We start from the raw sequence: 19,975 nt of genomic DNA, 5'->3' as shown, positions 1-19,975 counted from the left end.
CACGCCGTAGGGGCGGGGCTAGTGCCTGGCCACTGCTGCACGATTACCGCCAAGCTATTCTGTCGGGTCGGTGCAATGGCGGGCGGGGGCCGGGCCGGGCCCTACGGCGTGCTTACTTATCAATATTGAACCCCAGCCCGAACTGAATCAGGTTGTTTTCCACGGACTTCTGGTAAGACACGGAGAAGGCGAACTGATCGGAGACGGGGGAGATGTACAGACCCGCGCCGTAGCCCTGGTGCCAGCCGCCGGGCGAGGCACCGTTCAGGTATATCCGGCCCCGGTCGTAGAAGCCAAAGGCACCGTAGGAGAAGGGCAGAAAGCCATTTTTGCTGCGGCCCAGCGCCAGACGCAGCTCCGTGTTGAGGTAGAGGCTGGCGTCGCCGCTGAAGCGGTTGCGGTAGTAGCCGCGCAGGCCCTCACGCAGGCCCAGGCTGGTGAATTTGTAGAACGGGATGTCGTCGTTGTTGCCGTAGTTTTTGGCGCCGCCGCCTTTCACTACCAGCGTCACCGGAATTAGCATCTGGGCCGTGCCATAGTACTGCGCAAAGCCCTGGGTGAGGCCGAAGTTGCCCTTGTTGCCATTGAGCTGGTGGTAGGAATCGTGCTGGACCAGCAGCCGTATGCCGCGCCGGGCAAAGGTGGGCCGGTCGCGCAAATCGAGGTCAAACAGCGCGTTCAGGCCCACCAGACGCTGGAAATCGGTGTTGATTTTTGGGTCGGAAACGGGGGCGTCGGGGCGGAACGGGTAGGTGCCGAGGAAGCTGCTGGCGGCGAAGTCGTTGTTGTAGTATTCGTAACTGGGGCCCACGCGCAGTACGCTCCGCTGAAAGAACGTGCGCTCCAGGAAAGCACTCAGCTGGATGCCTTTGTAGCGGGCCCGGTAGAAATTGTCGTCGTAGCGGTCCTGGTTGATGGACGTGTTGTTGCCCAGGCCGAAGAAGTTGTAGAACGGGAAGTAGCTGCCGTAACTGAACGACGCGCCCGCATCGACTTTGCCGATGGCGTAGCGGTGGCGGGTGCTGGCCGTGAACTGGCGCTGCCCGCCGGTGCTGCCTTCGAGCAGGAAATCGTAGCGGTTCTTGTACCCCGGCTTACGGAATCCCTGACGCAGAAACGAGATACCCGCGCTGGCCGCAAAGCCATCGTTGCGGTTGTAGCCCAGCCCAATAGTGGGCCGATACGAGTTGAATTCGAATTGCTCGCGGTCGTAGGCATTCACGCCGGACTTGGCCGACGTGCGGTTGTCGGCCTCGGAGCCCAGCTGCAGTTCGGTGTCGGGCGCGTCGTACACTTTGGTAAGCGTGCGCAGGCCCCGCACCTGCGAGTTATCGGCAATCTGGTCTTTGCCCGAACCGCCGATAACGCGCACCAGGATGCTCTTTTTTGCCTCGCCGGTTACCATGAATACGTCCTTGCCATCGAGGCCGTAGAGGCTGATTTCGTCGGTTTCTTTGGGCTGAAACGTGCGGTCGAAAATAGCGGGGCCAGCGGGGCCATTGCCCTCCTTGGCCTTGTCGAACAACTGCACCCGCACCGTACCATCGGCCAGCCGGTTCACCTGGAATACCTCGGCCTTATTGGAGCTCACTACGTCTACGCGCTTAGCCAGCAGCAGATAGTAGCGGTCCAGGGCCTTGGGCAACTCCTGAATGCGGGCTTTGAGCTTGCGGTTGAGGTCGTCGGTTGAGAGCTCCTTAAGCTCGGGCGGCAGCGTAGCCGTGGCCTCATCAATGGCGGCCGGCGTGAGCTGGGCCTGCAGATACTTCGCAATGTCCTGCCACTGCTCCCGGTTCAGGCTTTGCAGCAGGAACCGGTCGAGGTGGCGGGCGGGCCAGTTCAGGCTTTTCATATCACCGAACTCCGCCTGGAAATCCTCGATGCTGGGCAGCGCCCACTCGCGGTTGGCCAGGTAGGTCAGCTTGCCGTTCCAGAGCGTGAAAGCCTGGTCCCGGTCGCGCGGAATGGGCTTGTACACGGTCTTTTTGCCGTCTTCGTAGGCGGCCCACTTCCAGTTGTCCTCGTGCTTGCCGAAGTCGGCCACCAGCATATCGAAGGCCCGGGCCCGGCCCAGGGCCACGGCGTCGATGCGGTTGTCGTTGTCTTTATAGAGCTGGCGGAAGAAGCTGAACGAGCGGCGGATGTTGTCGGCCCCTGCGAAGCCCGGCAGGTTGGGTTTGGGGTCCTGGGGGCGGTCTTCGAGCGTACCGAGTAAGCCGGCATAATCGGCACGGTAGGGGCCGAGCTGCTGGTTGTCGGGCAGCACAAACAGCCGGGGCCGGGCGTGCAGAATGTCGGTTTTATCAAGCAGCGAGCTGATAACCAGCGCCGAGTAGGGGTGAGCCGTGGGCGTAATGTCGCGCAGCACGTCGGCCGCGAAGGAGTTGCGCAGCTCGGGCGGCAGAATCTTGGTTACGTCCTTGTCAACCGACCGGAACACGTACTCCGACGAGTCGGCGGCAATGAGCTTGAGCGAGGTTGTCTGGCGCCCGCCGCCGCGTCCGAAGGGCCGCAGCCCGCCCAACTCGGTGTTCAGGTTGAGCGTGCGCACCTGCACTGGCTGCACCCACGATTTGCGGTACACCGGCCCCAGCCAGAACCGCGACGAGCGGGTGCCGCCGTACTGGGCCCCGGCCGGCAGCGTCTGCACGGCCACGAAGGGTGCATCGGGTTTCACCTCCGCCACCCCTCTGGGAGCCGAAGGGCACTCCGGAATGAAGCTGTTCACCGGCACGCCCGGCAGGCGCGGCTCCTGGCAGGCGCTCTGGAACAAAGTGCCCGCGTAAGCTTCGCGCAAAGGGCTGGCCGTGGTCTTGTCATCGTAAGCTTTGCTCACCCGGCGGGCGGGAATCGCGTCAGTATCCTCGTCAAACGTGAAAAAGGTGGTTTTTACGGTGCCGTCGGCGTAATAATCCAGTTCCGAAAAGCCCGGCTTGGCTTCGTTGAATTGGGAGCCCGAGTTGCCGGTTACGTACCGCGCCTGGGCAAAAGAGCCCGCCACGAGGTGGTAGCTGCCCTGCTGGGAGGTAAGCTGCAGGCTATAGTCGTGGGCCGCCGCGTACACCGCACCGGGGTGGTCGCGCAGGGTATTCAGCATTTCGCGCTGAAACTGCTGGTAGCGCGGGTTGGCCAGGTCGCGGGGCGTGCCCACATTCTGGTGGTAGGCGGCCTTGATGGTCCCGATTACCGGCGGCCACAGGTAGCGGCCGAGCGGCAGGTGGCCACCGTATTCGCCATTACTGACGACGGGCTGGTGGCCCACCAGCAGCACGTTGCGGCCCTTGGTGTCGTCGAGCACGTCCTGGAGCTGTTCGCGGAACTCCTCCTGGGTCAGGGTCGAGCAGTCGGTATCGGGAGCCTCGGGCTTGTCGTAGGGGTGGGTAAACCAGGGCGAGTTAAGGGCTACCAATCGCACCAGAGGCGCAATATCCACGATGTAGGGGCCGGGACAACCTTTTTCGGGGATGAAGGTGTGCTTGCCATTGTGCTCCTCAATGTACTGTTCGAGCCGCCGCACCCGCTTCAGGCCATCAGGACCCGAGTTGGCCCAGTCCTGGTCGCCGGGCACGAAGTAGATTTTGCCGTTGGGCAGGCCCTGCACCAGGGCCAGCAGGGCATCAATCCGCGCCGTCTGGCCGGTGCGGCTCGAGTCCTGCTTGCTGCCCAGACCCTCGCCGCTCACCACATCGCCCAGATGCACGACGGTAAACGGGCCGGTTTGCTGCTCCAGGGTGCGGCGCAGGGCGTTGAGGTGGCTGGCCGGCAGGTTGGGACCGGCCGTATTGCCCAGCAGAAAAACCTTGTGGGCCGGAGTGGGAGTGGTTTGGGCGAAAACCGATAGGGAGGCCGTCAGGCTCAACCCCGTCAGCAGCGTGCGGGCGTAGCTAAATACCATAGAAAAAAAGGTGTAGGATTTTCTTCTACGGATAGGCCCGGATTCCGATTTAATCTGACTTTAATTTTTATGGACACCGCTTGTTCAACCTGTCCGTATGCCTCGCCGCACGGCTGCCTGTACCAGCAGCAGCAGTGCGCAGGGCAGCAGCACCCACTTCGCCTCGCTCCGCAGCACCCGCGTTGCCCACTCGCCCATAAAGTTCTTTAGCCCAATTGGTGAAACCGCAATCGGGCGGAATCCAAAAAAGTGCCGCCCGGTATCAAACGGACTGAAAAAAGCTACGCCCAGCCCACCGGTGGTCATGGCATCGAGCACGCCGTGCGAGGCCGTGGCCAGCAGCAGCAGCAGCCACAACCGCCCGGGTGGCGGCGCCCCGGCCCGACCACCCACCAGCAGTACCAAAACGGTAGCCACCACCGCCGCTGCCAGCAGCGAGTGGCTTAGCCCGCGGTGGCCCCACAGGCTGCCGTAGGCAATGTGCAGCTTGAACCCAACTACATCGGCATCGGGCAGAAAGGCGCAGGCGGCGGCCAGCAGCCAGTAAGACCAGTAGCGCCGCTCGGGCAGCAGTAGTTTAGCCAGCGTTGCGCCCAATACGCAGTGCCCGACAATCGAGGCCATGAGCGGTGAATAAGTAAGTGGGTGAATAATGAAGGGTTTTGTAAACAGCGCATTACGCCCCTATTATCAAATAATATAACAGGATAAGGGTCAGAACGGGTGCCAGTACTATGAGCAGCGTCAGCCGCTGTTGTTTGTCCGCGGGAGTATTCGCTCCCGCGACAAAGCTGCTCTTCCCGGTCGTTATTATAGCGGCTACTAAGCCACTGAATAGCACTAGCAGTACCATTCCTCCCAGCCACAGAAGGCCGGTTATGTCGCCCAAGAGAAATAGTGGACGAGACGGAAGCAGGCTAAACATCAAAGCCAAATAGTTGCCGCAGCTGCTCGGCCACGTGGGGCGTGCCGGTGGTGGCGGGCTCGGTAATAAAGTGCAGGCGTGGGCGGGCCGACAACGGCGGCCGGCCAGGATCGATGATGTAGATAGGGGCATTGCGAGGCACATAATCGACCAGCCCAGCCGCCGGGTACACCTGTAGCGAAGTGCCCACGATGAGCAGCGCATCGGCAGTTTCCACCTCTTCCATGGCTACTTCCATCATCGGTACGGCCTCGCCGAACCACACAATGTTGGGCCGCAGCTGGTGGCCTTTCTCGCAGTTCTCGCCCAGCTCAATTCGGTCACTGCTCATCGGATATACCAGTTGCTCGTGGCGCGAGCTGCGGCTCTCAAACAGCTTGCCGTGCAGGTGCAGCACCCGCGAGGAGCCCGCCCGTTCGTGCAAATCGTCCACGTTCTGGGTGATGACGACGACCTCAAACTGGTCTTCGAGCCCGGCCAGGGCCAGGTGGCCGGCGTTGGGTTGGGCGGCCCGGGCGGCGGCCCGGCGCTGGTTGTAGAAGTCGAGCACCAAGGCTGGGTTTTTTGCCCAGCCCTCGGGCGTGGCCACGTCCTCGATGCGGTGGTTTTCCCAGAGTCCGTCCGAGGCCCGGAACGTGGCCAGTCCGCTTTCCGCCGAAATACCGGCTCCGGTTAAGGCTACAATCTTTTTCATAGTGAGTGATGAAGCTGGAAACAGTCATTCCGACATTCCTCGAATCGAGCGGCAAGAGAAATTTTGCCAGCGTGCTGACGTTGCGCGAGTAACTGATTTTACTGCTGCACGCCAGATTCGTTCAGCATCGGAATGGCCATTGTAAAATAAGTTTTCTACTCTACTCAAACCGGCCCAGCTCGGTGCTCCGGAATGTCCACTCCGGCGTATCCACGCGCGCTTGGCTGGGGTCGAGGTAGAACCAGGCGCCCAGGCCGGTATCATCCGAAACATTTTTGAGTACGTGCATTTGCTGGGCGGGCATGTAGCTCTGGGCCAGTAGCACCAGCCGGCGGCCGGTGGCGGTCTGCACGGCCACATCGAGCACCAGTACGGCATGGCCTGGCGAGCCGCCCCGGATGAGTACGTCGCCGGCCTGCACCTGGGCCAGGGCCGTGGGTTGCAGCTCCTTGCTCAGCGAAAGCGTGCCGGCATAGGTGAAAATCTGGTAGAGGTAGCGGCGGAAGTTGGCGTGGCTGGGCGCTTCGGCAGGCCGGGTGGCCGGCAGCACCGAGTTGCCCGCCACCCGGAAGCCCCGGCCCGAATACCAGTCCCTGAAACCGATATCGTCGCCGCTGGTCAGATGGAAATGTACTTGATCGGGGTTCTGGCTGAACAGGTACTCGGCCCGCAGCCGGATAACCGCATCGGCGCACTGTTGCAGGTCGCGGCTGCCCACATCCATATCGAGTACGGCCGCATGCACATCCTGGCGGTCCTTGAGCTGGCCGTTATAGAGTTTCACGGGCGCGCCAGCCGGCAGTAGCGGCAGATACCGCAGCCACTGCCCAAACGAGCCGGCCGCCACCGCCACCCGCTGGTAGCCGGCCGGCGGCCCAAACCGGGCCGCCACCGTCTGGCTGGCCCGGTAGCGGCCCGGCGGCAGCCAGGAGTACAGCGTGGGGGCGGGCGGGTCCGGTACTGGCGGTGCGGCGGCAGTGTTGCCAATGGTGCCAGTGGCACCAGTACTACGTTCAGGAAGCGTACCGGCCGCCGATTCGGAGTTGGGGCCAGTGCAGTCGAGCAGAAAGGGCAACAGGAACAAACAGCTTTTTCGCACGCAGCAAGGCTTCGGAAGAGGAAAATATAAACGCGGCTGCAGATTACGTATTTGCTGGTCAAGCCACAAAAAAAGCTCCGGCCAGTTGGGGCCGGAGCTTTGCAAAAAAGCATAGTGTGGGCGTAAAGCGCCGACACCGGAAAAGTATGTTCACAACTTGGATTATTCAGCCTTTTTGGCGGGTTTCTTAGCCGCTGGTTTCTTTGCCGTGGCGCCGGCCGCTTTCTTGGCTGGTGCCTTCTTTTTGGCGGCCGGTTTTTTGACAGCCGCCTTCTTGGCCGGCGTATCAGTTTTTTCCTCGGTCGCAGGGGCAGTCTTCTTGGCGAAACGGCCGCCGCGCGCGGGCTTGTCGGGTGTGGCCTCGGCCAGTTCCAGGCAGCGCGCCAGCGTGAGGTCGGCGGGCTCTTCGCCTTTCGGAATCTTCACATTTTTTTTGCCCGCCACGATGTAGGGGCCGAAGCGGCCATTAAGCACCTGAATATCGGGGTTCTCATCAAACGACTTGATGAGCCGCTCGGCATCAGCCTTGCGCTTGGCCTCAATCAACTCCACGCCCTCTTCACCCGTGATGGTATGCGGATCCTGGTCCTTGCGCAAGGAGTAAAACTTGCTGTCGTGGCGGATATAGGGGCCGAAACGGCCGAGGGCGGCCGTCATGCTCTTCTCCTCGAACTCGCCCACCACCCGCGGCAGCTTGAACAGGTCGAGGGCTTCTTCGATAGTCAGGCTCTCGATGAACTGGCCTTTGCGCAGGCTGGCGTACACCGGCTTCTCGTCTTCGGGGGCGCCTTCCAGCGGCTCAATCTGCACGTAGGGGCCATAGCGGCCGAGGCGGGCGGTCAGCTTCTGGCCCGTTTCGGGGTGCAGGCCAATTTCGCGGGTGCTGCCCAGCGTGCTGCGCTCAATCTCCTCGCCCAACTCCACGGTTTTGTGGAAGGGTGTGTAGAAACCGCTCAGCATGTCAGTCCAGTTGTCGAGCCCGTCGGCAATCCGGTCAAACTCGTCCTCTACTTTGGCCGTGAACTGAAAGTCGACAATGGCCGGGAAGTGCTCCACCAAAAAGTCGGTCACGACCATGGCCACGTCGGTGGGGAACAGCTTGGCCTTATCGGCACCGTAGGTTTCGGTTTTGATTTCCGTTTTTACCTGCTGGCCATCCAGCGTGAGTACATGGAATTTGCGCTCCTTGCCGTCGCGCGAGTCCTTTTCCACGTAGCCGCGCTTCTGAATGGTGCTGATGGTGGGGGCGTAGGTCGAAGGCCGGCCAATACCCATTTCCTCCAGCTTTTTCACCAGCGAGGCCTCCGTGAAGCGGGCCGCCGGCGAGGCAAACCGTTCGGTGGCGGTAAACTGCTGCAACGGCAGCTGCTGGCCCACGCTCAACGGCGGCAGCCCCCGCGAAAACGACGATTCCGCCGGCTCGTCGCTGTCCTGCTCGTCGTCGTCTTTGCTTTCGGTATAGGCCTTCAGGAAACCTTCGAAGGTGATGACCTCACCGCTGGCCGTGAGCGTAACGCCCGGTTGGGTACTGATGCCAATGGTGGCCACAGTGCGCTCAATTACCGCGTCAGCCATTTGCGAGGCCATGGCCCGCTTGCGGATCAGGTCGTAAAGGCGCTGCTCCTGCGAATCGGAGCCGGCTTTGAGCAGCGTGAAGTCGGTGGGACGGATGGCTTCGTGGGCCTCCTGGGCCGAGGCCGACTTGGTTTTGAAGTGGCGCGTGTGCGCGTATTCGGCGCCGTAAGCGTCGGTAATAGCGGTTTTGGCGGCTGCAATGGCGTCTTCCGACAGGTTGAGCGAGTCGGTACGCATGTAACTGATGCGGCCGGCCTCGTAGAGCTTCTGGGCCACGCTCATCGTCTGGGCTACCGAGAAGCCGAGCTTGCGTGAGGCCTCCTGCTGCAGCGTAGAAGTGGTAAAGGGCGGTGCAGGCGTGCGCTTGCCGGGCTTCTGCTCCAAGTTCTGGATGGCATAATCGGCCCCTACGCAACGAGCCAGAAAGGCTTCAGCCTCGGCGCGGGTTTTGTAACGGGTGGGCAACTCCGCTTCGAGTACGGCTCCCCGACCGGCATCAAAACGGGCCACTATCCGATACGCCGACGTCACGGTAAAGCCGCTGATTTCCCGCTCCCGGTCTACCACCAGCCGCACGGCCACGCTCTGTACCCGCCCCGCCGACAGGCCGGCCTTCACTTTTTTCCACAGTACCGGACTCAACTCGAAGCCCACCAGCCGGTCGAGCACCCGCCGGGCCTGCTGGGCATTCACTAAATTCAGGTCGATTTCGCGCGGGTTGTCGATGGCCTTGAGAATGGCCGTTTTGGTGATTTCGCGGAACACAATGCGCCGCGTTTTCTCACTGTTCAGGTTCAGCGTCTCGGCCAGGTGCCAGCTGATAGCTTCACCCTCGCGGTCATCATCACTAGCTAGCCACACGATTTCAGCTTCCTTCGCCAATTTTTTCAACTGACTGATTATATCGCGCTTATCGGCTGATACGACGTAAGTGGGCTTGAAGCCGTTGGCAATATCGATGGCATTATTGTCCTTGGGAAGGTCCCGGACGTGACCGAAGGACGAGCGCACAACGAAGTCTTTGCCGAGGTAACCCTCGATGGTTTTGGCTTTGGCAGGTGATTCGACGATGACTAAGTTTTTGACCATAGGTGGGGAGGACGCGGAACGGGTATGTAGTAGGAAACGGGTTGCCCCGCGCAAAAGTTGAATTTTGCCGCAAAGATGCTGCAATAATCCGGCCTCATCCCAATGGTCCTCAAATAAGCAGACTGGCGGTCCTACCTATATATAGGAGTGTCGTAAGGCCGTGTAAGTGTCGGGCCGGGCTAGCGGGTTGGATACTAGCGGCTAAGCTCGAGCCGATGTAGGTCCGCCAAGAAACTGCGGGCTTTTTGTGGAGTATCCAAAAACAGCGTGCGGCCAAATCGGCAGTTCTGCTACCTTTGCCGGGTAAGAAACTCCACTCCGGCAGTTTAGTTTGCGCCCCGCTCACACTGCGCGGATTTGGTTACGCTCCCTTCCTATGGCTTCAGCAAAGACGTCCCCATCCACCCGTCCGGCCGCCGCTACCCCGGACACGGCTACTACTGCGGCACCAGGCGCAAATGCTCACCTGGGTGGCAGCAATCATACTCGTAAAAAAGGGGCCGAGGACTCCCGCAAGGCGTTGGTGCGGAGTTCCGATTCGGACTACATCAACGACCAGCTCAATCGGGTGCTCTACGCCCTCGACGCCTTCAAGAAGGGCGACGTGAGCGTGCGCCTGACCAAGCAGAACGACGACATCTTTGCTGAAATTGCCGAGGCGTACAACTCGATGGTGGATATGATTGCCGGGGTAGGCGGCGAGGTGTCGCGCATTTCGAAGGTGGCCGGCGTAGAAGGTAACCTGAAGGCCCGCGCCTCGGTCGATAATGCCGCCGGTTTCTGGCGCGACATGATCAACAACATCAACGGCCTCGTGGACAGCATTGCCGTACCGGTGCTCGAAGTGGGCAAGGTGCTCAAGAACATCAGCCGCGGCAACCTCGACGAGACGTTCCAGATTCCGGTTTCGGGCGACTTCAAGGTGATGGCCGAAACTATCAACAAGACCATCGACAACCTCAACCTGTTTGCCGGCGAAGTAACCCGGGTGGCGCAGGAAGTGGGCACCGAGGGCAAACTGGGCGGCCAGGCCAGCGTGCCCAACGTAGGCGGCGTGTGGAAAGACCTGACCGACAACGTGAACACGATGGCCAGCAACCTGACAAGTCAGGTGCGCGATATTGCCAACGTGGCCACGGCCGTAGCCCGCGGCGACCTAAGCCAGAAAATCACCGTCGATGTAAAAGGCGAGCTGCTCGATTTGAAGCAGAACCTCAACCAGATGGTGGACTCGCTCAACCTGTTTGCCGGCGAAGTAACCCGGGTGGCGCAGGAAGTGGGCACCGAGGGCAAGCTCGGCGGCCAGGCCAGCGTGCCCAACGTAGCCGGCACCTGGAAGGAGTTGACGGACAATGTGAACACGATGGCCTCCAACCTGACTTCTCAGGTGCGCGACATTGCCAACGTGGCCACGGCCGTGGCCAAGGGCGACCTGACCCAGAAGATGACCGTGAATGTGAAGGGCGAAATCCTGGAGCTCAAGGACATCCTCAATCAGATGGTGGACTCGCTCAACGTGTTCGGCGACGAAGTAACCCGGGTGGCGCGCGAAGTAGGCACCGAGGGCAAGCTGGGCGGCCAGGCCAGCGTGCCCAACGTGGGCGGCACTTGGAAGGAGCTGACGGACAACGTGAATACGATGGCCAGCAACCTGACGAGTCAGGTGCGCGACATTGCCAGCGTGGCCACGGCCGTGGCCAAGGGCGACCTGACCCAGAAGATGACCGTGGACGTGAAGGGCGAAATCCTGGAGCTCAAGGATATCCTCAACCAGATGGTGGACTCACTCAACGTGTTTGCCGGCGAAGTAACCCGCGTGGCCCGCGAAGTAGGCACCGAAGGTATTCTGGGCGGCCAGGCCAACGTGCCCAGCGTATCGGGTACCTGGAAAGACCTGACCGACAACGTGAACACGATGGCCAGCAACCTGACGAGTCAGGTGCGTGACATTGCTAATGTGGCCACGGCCGTAGCCCGCGGCGACCTGAGCCAGAAAGTATCGGTCGACGTGAAAGGCGAGCTGTTTCAGCTCAAGGAAAACCTCAACCAGATGGTGGACTCGCTCAACACCTTCGGCGACGAAGTAACCCGGGTGGCCCGCGAGGTGGGCACTGAGGGCAAGCTGGGTGGCCAGGCCGTAGTGCCCAACGTGCGCGGCACCTGGAAAGACCTGACCGACAACGTGAACTTTATGGCCGCCTCGCTCACGAGCCAGGTGCGCGACATTGCCAACGTAACCACCGCCGTAGCCCGCGGCGATTTGAGCCAGAAGGTGTCGGTGGATGTAAAGGGCGAGTTGCTCGACCTCAAGGACAACATCAACCAGATGGTGGACTCGCTGAATGTGTTTGCCGGCGAAGTAACCCGCGTGGCCCAGGAAGTGGGCACCGAGGGCCGCCTCGGCGGGCAGGCCAACGTGCCCAACGTGAGCGGGGTGTGGAAGGAGCTGACCGACAACGTGAACACCATGGCCGCCAACCTCACCACCCAGGTGCGGGGCCTCGTGAAAGTAGTAACCGCCGTAAGCCAGGGCGACCTGACCCAGAAACTGACCCTCGGTGCCCAGGGCGAAGTGGCAGACCTGGCCGACACCATCAACCGCATGGTGGACGACCTCAACCGCCTGGCCGTGGAAGTAAGCCGGGTAGCCAAAGTAGCCGGCGTGGAGGGCAAGCTCACCGAGCGGGCCACCGTAACCGACGTGTCGGGCTCCTGGAAAGAGCTCGTCGATACACTCAACGCCCTCATCGAATCCATTGCCTCGCCGGTACTCGAAGTGAGCCGCGTGGTACGGGCCATTTCGGAGGGCGACCTGCAGCAGCGGGCCGAGATTGAAACGACCGGCGACATCCGGGCCATGGCCGACGCACTGAACTTGGCCGTGGACAACCTCAACGAGCTGCTGGGCGAAATCAACGAGTCGTCGCAGATTGTGGGCGAGTCGTCGGAGGAGATGGTGGAGAAGGGGCAGGCCATGAGCCAGGTAACGGCCGACGTGGCCCGCGCCATGCAGCAAATGGCCGAGGGCGCCCAGAACCAGGCCCTCAAAACCGATCAGGCCTTCAAGCTGATTGAGGAAATCATGCAGGCCACCAAGGAAACCGCCGGCAAAGCCGATGTGGGTATCAAAGCGGCCATCCTGGGTGAGCAGACTTCGCAGCTGGGCCTCAAAACAGTGGCTGAAGTGGTGAAGAACATGGAGGAAATCAGCTCGGCTGCGGCCCAGACCTCGAAAACCATTGAAGTGCTGAGCACCCGTTCGGGCGAAATCAGCAAGTCGCTGGGCGTGATTACCGACATTGCCTCTCAGACCAACCTGCTGGCCCTGAACGCCGCCATCGAGGCCGCCCGCGCCGGCGAGGCCGGTCGCGGCTTTGCCGTGGTAGCCGAAGAAATCCGCAAGCTGGCCGAGGGCTCGCGCAAATCGGCCAGCGAAATTGCCACGCTGGTAGAGGATGTTCGCAAAGACACTACCTCGGCCGCTACCGCCATCAGCACCATGGAAGGCCGGGTACTCAAGGGTAAAAATGCCACCTTCGAGGCCAGTTCGGCCTTTAAAAACATTGCCACCAGCAGCGGCGAAACCCTGCGCACCAGTCGCGACATCCTCACGGCCACCGAAATTCAGAAAACGAGTATCGGCGACGTGGTGAAGTACGTGGAAGAAGTGGTGGCCATTGCCGAACAGACCGCCTCGGGCACCCAGCAGGTAGCTGGCACGGCCAAGCAGCTCTCCACCAGCATGCAGGAGTTGACCACCAGCAGCCAGAACCTGACCGATATTGCCGATGACCTGCAGCTGGGCCTTTCGGCCTTCCAGCTGATGGAATACCTGGAGCCCGAGCCCGAACCGGAGCCCGAACCCATCCGCCGCCGGATGATCCGCCGCCCGGTCCCGACCCCGGCGCCGGCAACACCGGTAGCTACCGCTGCTACGCTACGCCGTCCGCGCCGGGCCGTGGCCCAGCCCGAACCAGAGCCCGAGCGGCGGCCGGTTCGCCGGGTAGCTGCTAAGCCGGCCACCACGGCCGAAGCGCCAGTTGCTAAGCCCGCCGCTTCAGTCCGCCGTAAAGCTGCCGCTCCCACTGCCCAGGCTTCAAATCCGAAGTCGGCTGCGAAAGCCAAGGCTGCGAAAGACAAGCCAGCGAAGGGGAAGTAGGATTTTGCCCCCTGAAAGGCTAATTACCCACTATCCAACATGCACCGCCACTAAATGCCCCCCACCGAAAAAGCCGCCGCGCCCGACCCACTTATTCAGCTGATCATTTTTCGGTTGGGACAGGAGGAGTATGCCGTCCGTATCGAGCAGGTGAAGGAGGTAACTCTGACGCCAGATATTGCCCGCATGCCCAAAACGCCTGCATTTGTGAAGGGTATTGCCAACCTGCGCGGCGATATTATTGCCGTTATTGATTTGGAGGAGCGGTTTCAGCTGCGCGAAGCCACCGAGGAGTTGGCGGCCCACACCTACACCATGGCCATTGAGGCCAAAGATTACACCATTGGTGTAGTGGTGCGCGAGGTGCCCCAGCCGCTGTCGGTACCCCAGTCAGCCATCGAGCAGACGCCAGAATTCATTCAGGAAGCCAATATTCACGACAAATACATCGAGGGTATTGCCCGCATCGGCGACCGAATTATTGTGGTGCTCGACATGCTGAAGCTACTTACTCCCTCCGAAATTATGCAGTTACCGGCTTCGGCGGCATCTTAGCCCCCCCGCCGCCGTACAACGGGCCAAACCGGCTACTGAGCCGGGCCCCGCATTCTCATTTCGCTTTCCTCCCTCTTATGAAAAACCGCATTCTCATCGTCGACGATTCGTTCTATATGCGGACGATGCTCAAGAACATGCTCACCGATGCTGGCTACGAAGTGGTAGGCGAGGCTGCCAATGGCCAGCAGGCCCTGGAAATGGCCATCGAAACCAAGCCCGACCTGATTACGCTCGATGTGATTCTGCCCGATAACACCGGCCTCGATGTGCTGCGTGGTATTCGCCAGGAGCAGCCCGATGTGAAAGTGGTGATGTGCTCGGCCGTGGGCCAGGAGGTTATCGTCAATGAAGCCCTCGAAAGTGGCGCTTCAGCTTACATTGTGAAGCCTTTCTCGGAGGAGAAAGTGCTCGAAATTGTAGGCATCGCTCTGCAGTAACCAGTAATCAGCGACCAGTTGGCAGGAGGATATTCTGCCAACTGGCCGCTGATTAGTGAATAATCTCCCGCGTATCGTGTCGTTTGTGTTGTTTTACCCATCCGCAGTTTCTGCTCTTGCCGAATACCCCTGCTCCACTGCGGAGCAGGGGTGGGCGAGTGCAATGAAAACTGGCCCCAACCTTCCGTGGCGCGATGAGTAACCGGGAGCAGGAGTACCGCGAGCTATTCATGGCCGAAGCGTTGGAATACTATGACGCCATGGGTCGCCATATCAGCGAGCTGGAGCGTAATCCGGCCGATGAGCAGGCCCTGCGCGAGCTGTTCCGGCTTATGCACAACCTTAAGTCGAACGCCCGGGCTATGGGCTACACCAGCATCGGTGAGGTGGCCCACAACATGGAAACGGTATTTGGCCAGCTCCGCGACGGGCAGGCCACCTTTACCGGCAATCTGGTGCCGGTGCTGTTCGGCGGCATCGATACGCTCGGTGAGCTGATTCGGGCCGTAGGCGAAGAGCAAGAAGTCCCCGATGTGCAGCGCCTGCTTGATAACCTCGACAAGCTGACTCGCGGCGAGGAGCCTAACCTCGAGGATGAGGAAGCCGACGATGAGGAGGATGTCAGCCGTAAGCTTGAACTCTCCGACTTGGTTTACATTCAGGTGCGGAAGCTTGACCACCTGATGAACCTGATGGGCGAGCTGATTATCGACCGTGACCGGATTCTGACGCTGAGCCGCGAAATTGACAACCCGGCCCTTACGACGGCCGCCGCCCACTTCTCGCGCATTGCCGAAGAGCTGCAGTACAGTGTGATGGATGCCCGGCTGGTAGGAGTAGGGTCGTTGTTCAGCAAGTTCCCACGGGTAGTCCGCGACGTGGCTACTACCGAAGGCAAGGACGTGGCGCTGACCCTGCAGGGCGAGGACATCCAGATTGACCGCAACATCCTTCAGATTATCACCGACGCAATGCTGCACTTGGTGCGCAATGCCATTGCCCACGGCCTCGAAACGCCCGCTGAGCGCGAGGCCGCCGGTAAGCCCGCCCAGGGCCAACTTATACTTTCGGCGCAGGCCGAGCGTGATGATGTGCTGGTGCAGGTGAAAGACGACGGCCGCGGTATCGACGTGGCCAGCGTGCGCCGCAAGGCTGTAGAGCGTGGCCTGGTGACGCGGGCCGCCGCCGCGCAACTCTCCGAAGCTGCCGTGCGGGCCTTGTTGTTTGAACCCGGCTTTTCGATGGCGAAGGAGGTAACCGAAATTTCGGGTCGCGGCGTGGGGCTTGATGTAGTGAAGCTGGCCATCGACTCGCTCGGTGGGCAGTTGCGCGTCGATTCGGTGTTGGGTCAGGGTACCACTTTTACGCTGGTACTGCCCACCTCCATTGCCGTGAAGGGTGCCTTGCTGTTCGAGCTCGACAACCGCAGCTACGCGCTGCCCCTCATGCACACCGATTCGGTCGTGTCGCTGATGCCCGACCGCTTCAGTGTGGTGGGCGGGGTGCTGCTCACGCGTCTGCAGGACGAAAACGTGCCGGTGGTATCGTTGCGCGAGCTGTTGCACCTTGAAGGCGACGAGCCGCTGGCACCGGCCCGAAAATCGGTACTGCAGGGACGCCAGGACATCATCATTGTGAACTACAACAACCGCCGGCTCGGCCTTATCGTCGACCGTTTTTTGCGCCAGCAGGACATTGTGGTGAAAGCCATGAGTAAACCGCTGGATATTATTGATCTGTTTGGTGGCGTCACGCTGCTCGGCAGCGGTCAGGTTTGCCTGGTACTCGATGTGCCCGCCTTAACCCGACTCTTTTTAGCCAAACGGCCATAACTTTCGTATTGCAGTCTGGCCGGTTGCTCAGGTAGCCTGCCCTTTCATCTGAACCCTATGGAATTGCACATGACGGAACTGGAGCGCGATATCATCCGCGAAATCCTGAACATCGGCCTGGCCCGCGCCGCCGACTCGTTCGCGGTGGTGGCCCAGGAGAAGGTGCTGCTCGAAGTGCCCAACCTCGACATTGTCTCGGGAAGCAGCATCTTGGATAAGGTGAGCGAACTGCAGGCCGGCCACGTCGTTATTCAGTCCGATATCCGGGGCGACTTTAACGGCACTACGCTCATGTTTTTCTCCGGACAGCATGTGCAGCGCCTTTCGCGAGTGTGCCTGCGCATGCAAACCACCGACTCCATTGCCATCGACGATATGCAGGAGTCGCTGCTGCTCGAAATCAGCAACATCATCACCGGTTCGCTGGTAACGCAGTTGGCCAACATCCTCAAGGCCCGCATCTACGGGGCCCCACCCGCTCATCCGCAGGGGGATATGGATGCCGCTCTACGGAGCCTGCTGCACGACAATCCGATGGTGCAGCCGCTTATTTTCTCGGTGATAACTCAGTTTTCGGACAAGGATAACTCGGTGGAGTTGCCGCTGATGATTTTCTTCGACCGTGACACGTTCGATAAAATTATTGCCATTATTCGTAATTACGACTTTATGGGCGGCCATCAGTTAGGCGCCTAAACGTATCTTTGAAGTGCCGTGCTACCGCACCGCGAAAATCCGTTTCGCGACGAGCAAAGCGAGTTCCTCCGTGGGGAACTCGCTTTGCTCGTCGCGAAACGGATTTTCGCAGTAGTACCATTTTACCTTGTTCTTCCATCTTCAAGCCTTAACATCTCTCTTTCCATGGCCAATTCCGCATCTGCACTCGAACAAAAGCTGGCTACTTTCGACCCCAATGCCCTTGCCGATGCTGCCGGCGGGCTGTTCGGGCTACCTTTCACGCCCGAAGAAGCTCAGGTGGTGGTAGTGCCCGTTCCTTGGGAAGTAACCGTGTCGTACCGGGCTGGTACGGCCCAGGGGCCCGAGGCCATCCATACAGCCTCGCTGCAGGTTGACCTCTACGACCCCGACTTGCCTGAAGCCTGGCGTATGGGGCTGGCCATGGAGAAGCTCGATGCCGCCATTGCGGCCGAAAGCGAGGAACTGCGTCCGCTGGCCGAAGGCTACATCGGTTGGCTCGAAGAGGGCCAGCCCAAAGAGGGCCGCGCCGAGCATGCCCTTAACATTGAGCGCATCAACCAGCGCGGGCGGGCCCTGCTGGAGTGGCTAAAGGCTAAAACCGGCGCGTTGCTCGATGCCGGCAAGGGCGTGGTAGTACTCGGCGGCGACCATAGCACACCGCTGGGTTACCTGCACGCACTGGCCGAGCGCCACGAGGAGTTCGGCATTCTGCAGATCGACGCCCACTGCGACCTGCGCCCCGCCTACGAAGGCTTCGAATTCTCGCACGCCTCCATCATGCACAACGCCCTGCAGCTGCCCCAGGTGAAGAAGCTGGTGCAGGTTGGCATCCGGGACTACTGCCAGCAGGAAGCCGATTTCATCGACCAGAGCAATGGCCGCGTGGCCTTGTTCGCCGACCGTTTCCTGCAATCGGAAATGCTGGGCGGTAAGTCGTGGAAGAAGGAGTGCAAGAAAATCATTGCCCAACTTCCGCAGAAAGTGTACCTGAGCTTTGATATTGACGGCCTCGACCCCAAGCTTTGCCCCGGTACCGGTACCCCCGTACCCGGCGGCCTCGAGTTCGAGCAGGCCGTGTACCTGCTGCGCATGGTGGTGCGCTCGGGCCGTACTATTATTGGCTGCGACCTGAACGAGGTAGCACCCGGCGACACCGAGTGGAATGCCATCGTCGGTGCTCGTTTACTCTTCCACATGGCCAACTGGATGGCCGTTTCGCAGGGTCGCCTCAAAGCCCGCACCATTGAGTAATGTAAGTGCTTGGGTCCGGTTGGCGGCTACTATTCTCGTCGCCTCACAACGGAACACGGGCAACTGAAAACACCTGTGCGCGTATAGTATTCAACTCCCTGAATACTGTATTCTCTCACCTGAACCTTCTTTTTGACTTATGGGCTTCATTCTCAAGTTTATCCTCTCGGCCATCGTCGCGTACCTGCTGGCTACCTTCCTGCCCGGGGCCTACATCCGCGGCTTCAGCGACGCCATGATTCTGGTTGTCGTGTTGGCCATCCTCAACGCAGTGGTAAAGCCCATTTTGCAAATCATCGGGCTGCCCATTACCATTCTAACGCTCGGTCTGTTCCTGTTTGTAATCAATGCCCTGATTATCATGCTGGCCAGCTACCTAATGGCCGGTTTCGAGATTGATGGCTTCTTCTCAGCGTTGTTGTTCAGTATTGTGCTTTCGTTGGCTACTTCGATAGTGGGCTTGATTACCGATTAGATTCCGGTTGACTTTTTATGCAGAACGCCCCGCCGACTTATGTTGGCGGGGCGTTCTGCATAAAAAGCCAGCTGAAATCAGTTATATCAATGGGTTAATAAGCGCTATCATTGGTGCCTATAGCCTGGAAGCAGCCGCCTATGCGTACCGGATCTGTTCGGGGGGGGGAGATGCTGAAAAAGGCAGCTTGTTACTTGACGCGGCTGGCCCGTCGGCGTCGCCAGGCTTGCACGGTGGCTGTGCCGGCTGCCAGTAGTAGCAGCAACGGCCAGGCGGCCACAAGGCCCAGCAGGAGGTCGGTCAGCAGCTCCCAGCCACCATAGAACGAGGCCAGCAGCCGACTTCCGAAGGAGAGCATCGGCGCATCGGGGCGGCGTTGGCTGAGCTCCTGGTAATAGGTGAGCGTGATGGTAGAGTAGCCCACCTCATCGTTGAGGGCGCGCAGGCGGCTCTGGGTTGACTCAATATCCTCGCGGATTTCGCCTACTTTCTGCTCAATTTCCAGCATGTCGGACACTTTGTTCGCCCGCTTCAGTAATTCCAGGTACCGTTGTTCCAGCGCCCGCTTGGAAGCCAGCCGGGCCGATATGTCGGCGTGCTGGGCCGTTACGTCGTCGGTGGTCAGCTGCTTGGATTCGACCACGCCAAAGCGGCCCAGTCCGCTTAACAAAGCCTGAAAGCGGGCCGGCGCAACGCGAATTTTCATCTCGTGCCGCCACTGGCCATCCTCGCGCTCTTCCGAAGCTCCTTCCACGAAAGCCCCAAGGGCCCGGGTGAGGCTATCCATACGCTGGTTGGCGCGGGCCAGACTAGCCACTTTCATTCGCACCGTGGCGTGATACACCAGTTTGCGGTTAGCGGCCGGCGTGGCGGAAGTAGGTTCGCCAGCTGGAGTGCCATTTGAGGTGGTGGTATATTGTTTGGCTTCTGGACCCGGGACGTCAGGTGGGGGAGGAGGCGGGGGTACTTCCATAACTGCACCGTCCGCTACTGCAGCATCCGCAGCAACTTCGGCTGATGGCTCGCCCATCGACGACTGGCTGTTGCCGCAGTTCAGCAACCCTGCTGTTAAACTCAACCACAATAAAATCGGGATACGCATACGGCAGGTTTTTTACTGGACATGACTGGGCAAAGCGGGCTAGCACCTGCACTTCATACCCGACCTGTTGGAAGGTAACCTGCTGTACCGCTCCTGAACGAAACTGCCCGGCCCCCTAAACGGGAGCCGGGCAGCTATTAAAAAGGCCAGGCCAACTACTCACTAGCAACTACTCACCAGTGAAA

At 60.3% G+C, this 19,975-nt stretch carries 13 protein-coding genes; 7 read left to right on the top strand and 6 right to left on the bottom strand.

What is annotated here, in order from left to right:
- Positions 1-112: 112 nt before the first annotated feature.
- From BLW21_RS04350 to topA, 5 genes are all read right to left on the bottom strand, one after another.
- Positions 113-3,895: a BamA/TamA family outer membrane protein gene (locus BLW21_RS04350; protein WP_092738217.1), complete on the bottom strand. Its 3,783-nt coding sequence runs from the start codon at positions 3,893-3,895 to the stop codon at positions 113-115.
- An 84-nt stretch (positions 3,896-3,979) separates the two neighbouring features.
- Positions 3,980-4,519: a metal-dependent hydrolase gene (locus BLW21_RS04345; protein WP_092738216.1), complete on the bottom strand. Its 540-nt coding sequence runs from the start codon at positions 4,517-4,519 to the stop codon at positions 3,980-3,982.
- Between the two features lie 293 nt (positions 4,520-4,812).
- Positions 4,813-5,514, bottom strand: a complete 702-nt coding sequence (locus tag BLW21_RS04335) for an SIR2 family NAD-dependent protein deacylase (protein WP_092738214.1) — start codon at positions 5,512-5,514, stop codon at positions 4,813-4,815.
- A 160-nt stretch (positions 5,515-5,674) separates the two neighbouring features.
- Positions 5,675-6,598, bottom strand: a complete 924-nt coding sequence (locus BLW21_RS04330) for a DUF4846 domain-containing protein (protein ID WP_175470854.1) — start codon at positions 6,596-6,598, stop codon at positions 5,675-5,677.
- A gap of 177 nt (positions 6,599-6,775) precedes the next feature.
- On the bottom strand, positions 6,776-9,277 hold the full coding sequence (gene topA, locus BLW21_RS04325; protein WP_092738212.1) for a type I DNA topoisomerase: 2,502 nt from the start codon (positions 9,275-9,277) through the stop codon (positions 6,776-6,778).
- A 376-nt stretch (positions 9,278-9,653) separates the two neighbouring features.
- Between topA and BLW21_RS04320 the strand changes: the two genes are divergently transcribed.
- The 7 genes from BLW21_RS04320 to BLW21_RS04290 all read left to right on the top strand — a co-directional run bounded on the left by BLW21_RS04320 (position 9,654) and on the right by BLW21_RS04290 (position 18,688).
- Positions 9,654-13,436: a HAMP domain-containing protein gene (locus tag BLW21_RS04320; RefSeq protein WP_245711807.1), complete on the top strand. Its 3,783-nt coding sequence runs from the start codon at positions 9,654-9,656 to the stop codon at positions 13,434-13,436.
- A 54-nt stretch (positions 13,437-13,490) separates the two neighbouring features.
- Positions 13,491-13,991, top strand: a complete 501-nt coding sequence (locus BLW21_RS04315; RefSeq protein WP_092738211.1) for a chemotaxis protein CheW — start codon at positions 13,491-13,493, stop codon at positions 13,989-13,991.
- A gap of 77 nt (positions 13,992-14,068) precedes the next feature.
- Complete coding sequence (locus BLW21_RS04310) at positions 14,069-14,431, top strand: response regulator (RefSeq protein WP_092738210.1); 363 nt, start codon at positions 14,069-14,071, stop codon at positions 14,429-14,431.
- Between the two features lie 194 nt (positions 14,432-14,625).
- Positions 14,626-16,263 (top strand): chemotaxis protein CheA, encoded by a 1,638-nt coding sequence (locus BLW21_RS04305; RefSeq protein WP_092738209.1) that lies wholly within the window; start codon positions 14,626-14,628, stop codon positions 16,261-16,263.
- A gap of 57 nt (positions 16,264-16,320) precedes the next feature.
- The gene (locus tag BLW21_RS04300) at positions 16,321-16,959 is read left to right on the top strand and encodes a chemotaxis protein CheC (protein WP_245711806.1); all 639 of its coding nucleotides are present in this window, start codon (positions 16,321-16,323) and stop codon (positions 16,957-16,959) included.
- 165 nt (positions 16,960-17,124) lie between these two features.
- Complete coding sequence (locus tag BLW21_RS04295; RefSeq protein ID WP_092738208.1) at positions 17,125-18,213, top strand: agmatinase family protein; 1,089 nt, start codon at positions 17,125-17,127, stop codon at positions 18,211-18,213.
- 139 nt (positions 18,214-18,352) lie between these two features.
- A complete protein-coding gene (locus BLW21_RS04290; protein WP_092738207.1) occupies positions 18,353-18,688 on the top strand; it encodes a phage holin family protein in 336 nt (111 codons plus the stop codon).
- A 190-nt stretch (positions 18,689-18,878) separates the two neighbouring features.
- Here BLW21_RS04290 and BLW21_RS04285 read toward each other — a convergent pair whose 3' ends face one another.
- Positions 18,879-19,661, bottom strand: coding sequence for a DUF4349 domain-containing protein (locus tag BLW21_RS04285; RefSeq protein ID WP_262490432.1), 783 nt, complete (start codon positions 19,659-19,661; stop codon positions 18,879-18,881).
- Between the last annotated feature and the right edge of the window lie 314 nt (positions 19,662-19,975).

The sequence above is a fragment of the Hymenobacter psychrophilus genome (assembly GCF_900107135.1).
GTDB classification, from domain to species: domain Bacteria; phylum Bacteroidota; class Bacteroidia; order Cytophagales; family Hymenobacteraceae; genus Hymenobacter; species Hymenobacter psychrophilus.
This window is presented reverse-complemented; position numbering and strand designations above follow the sequence as displayed.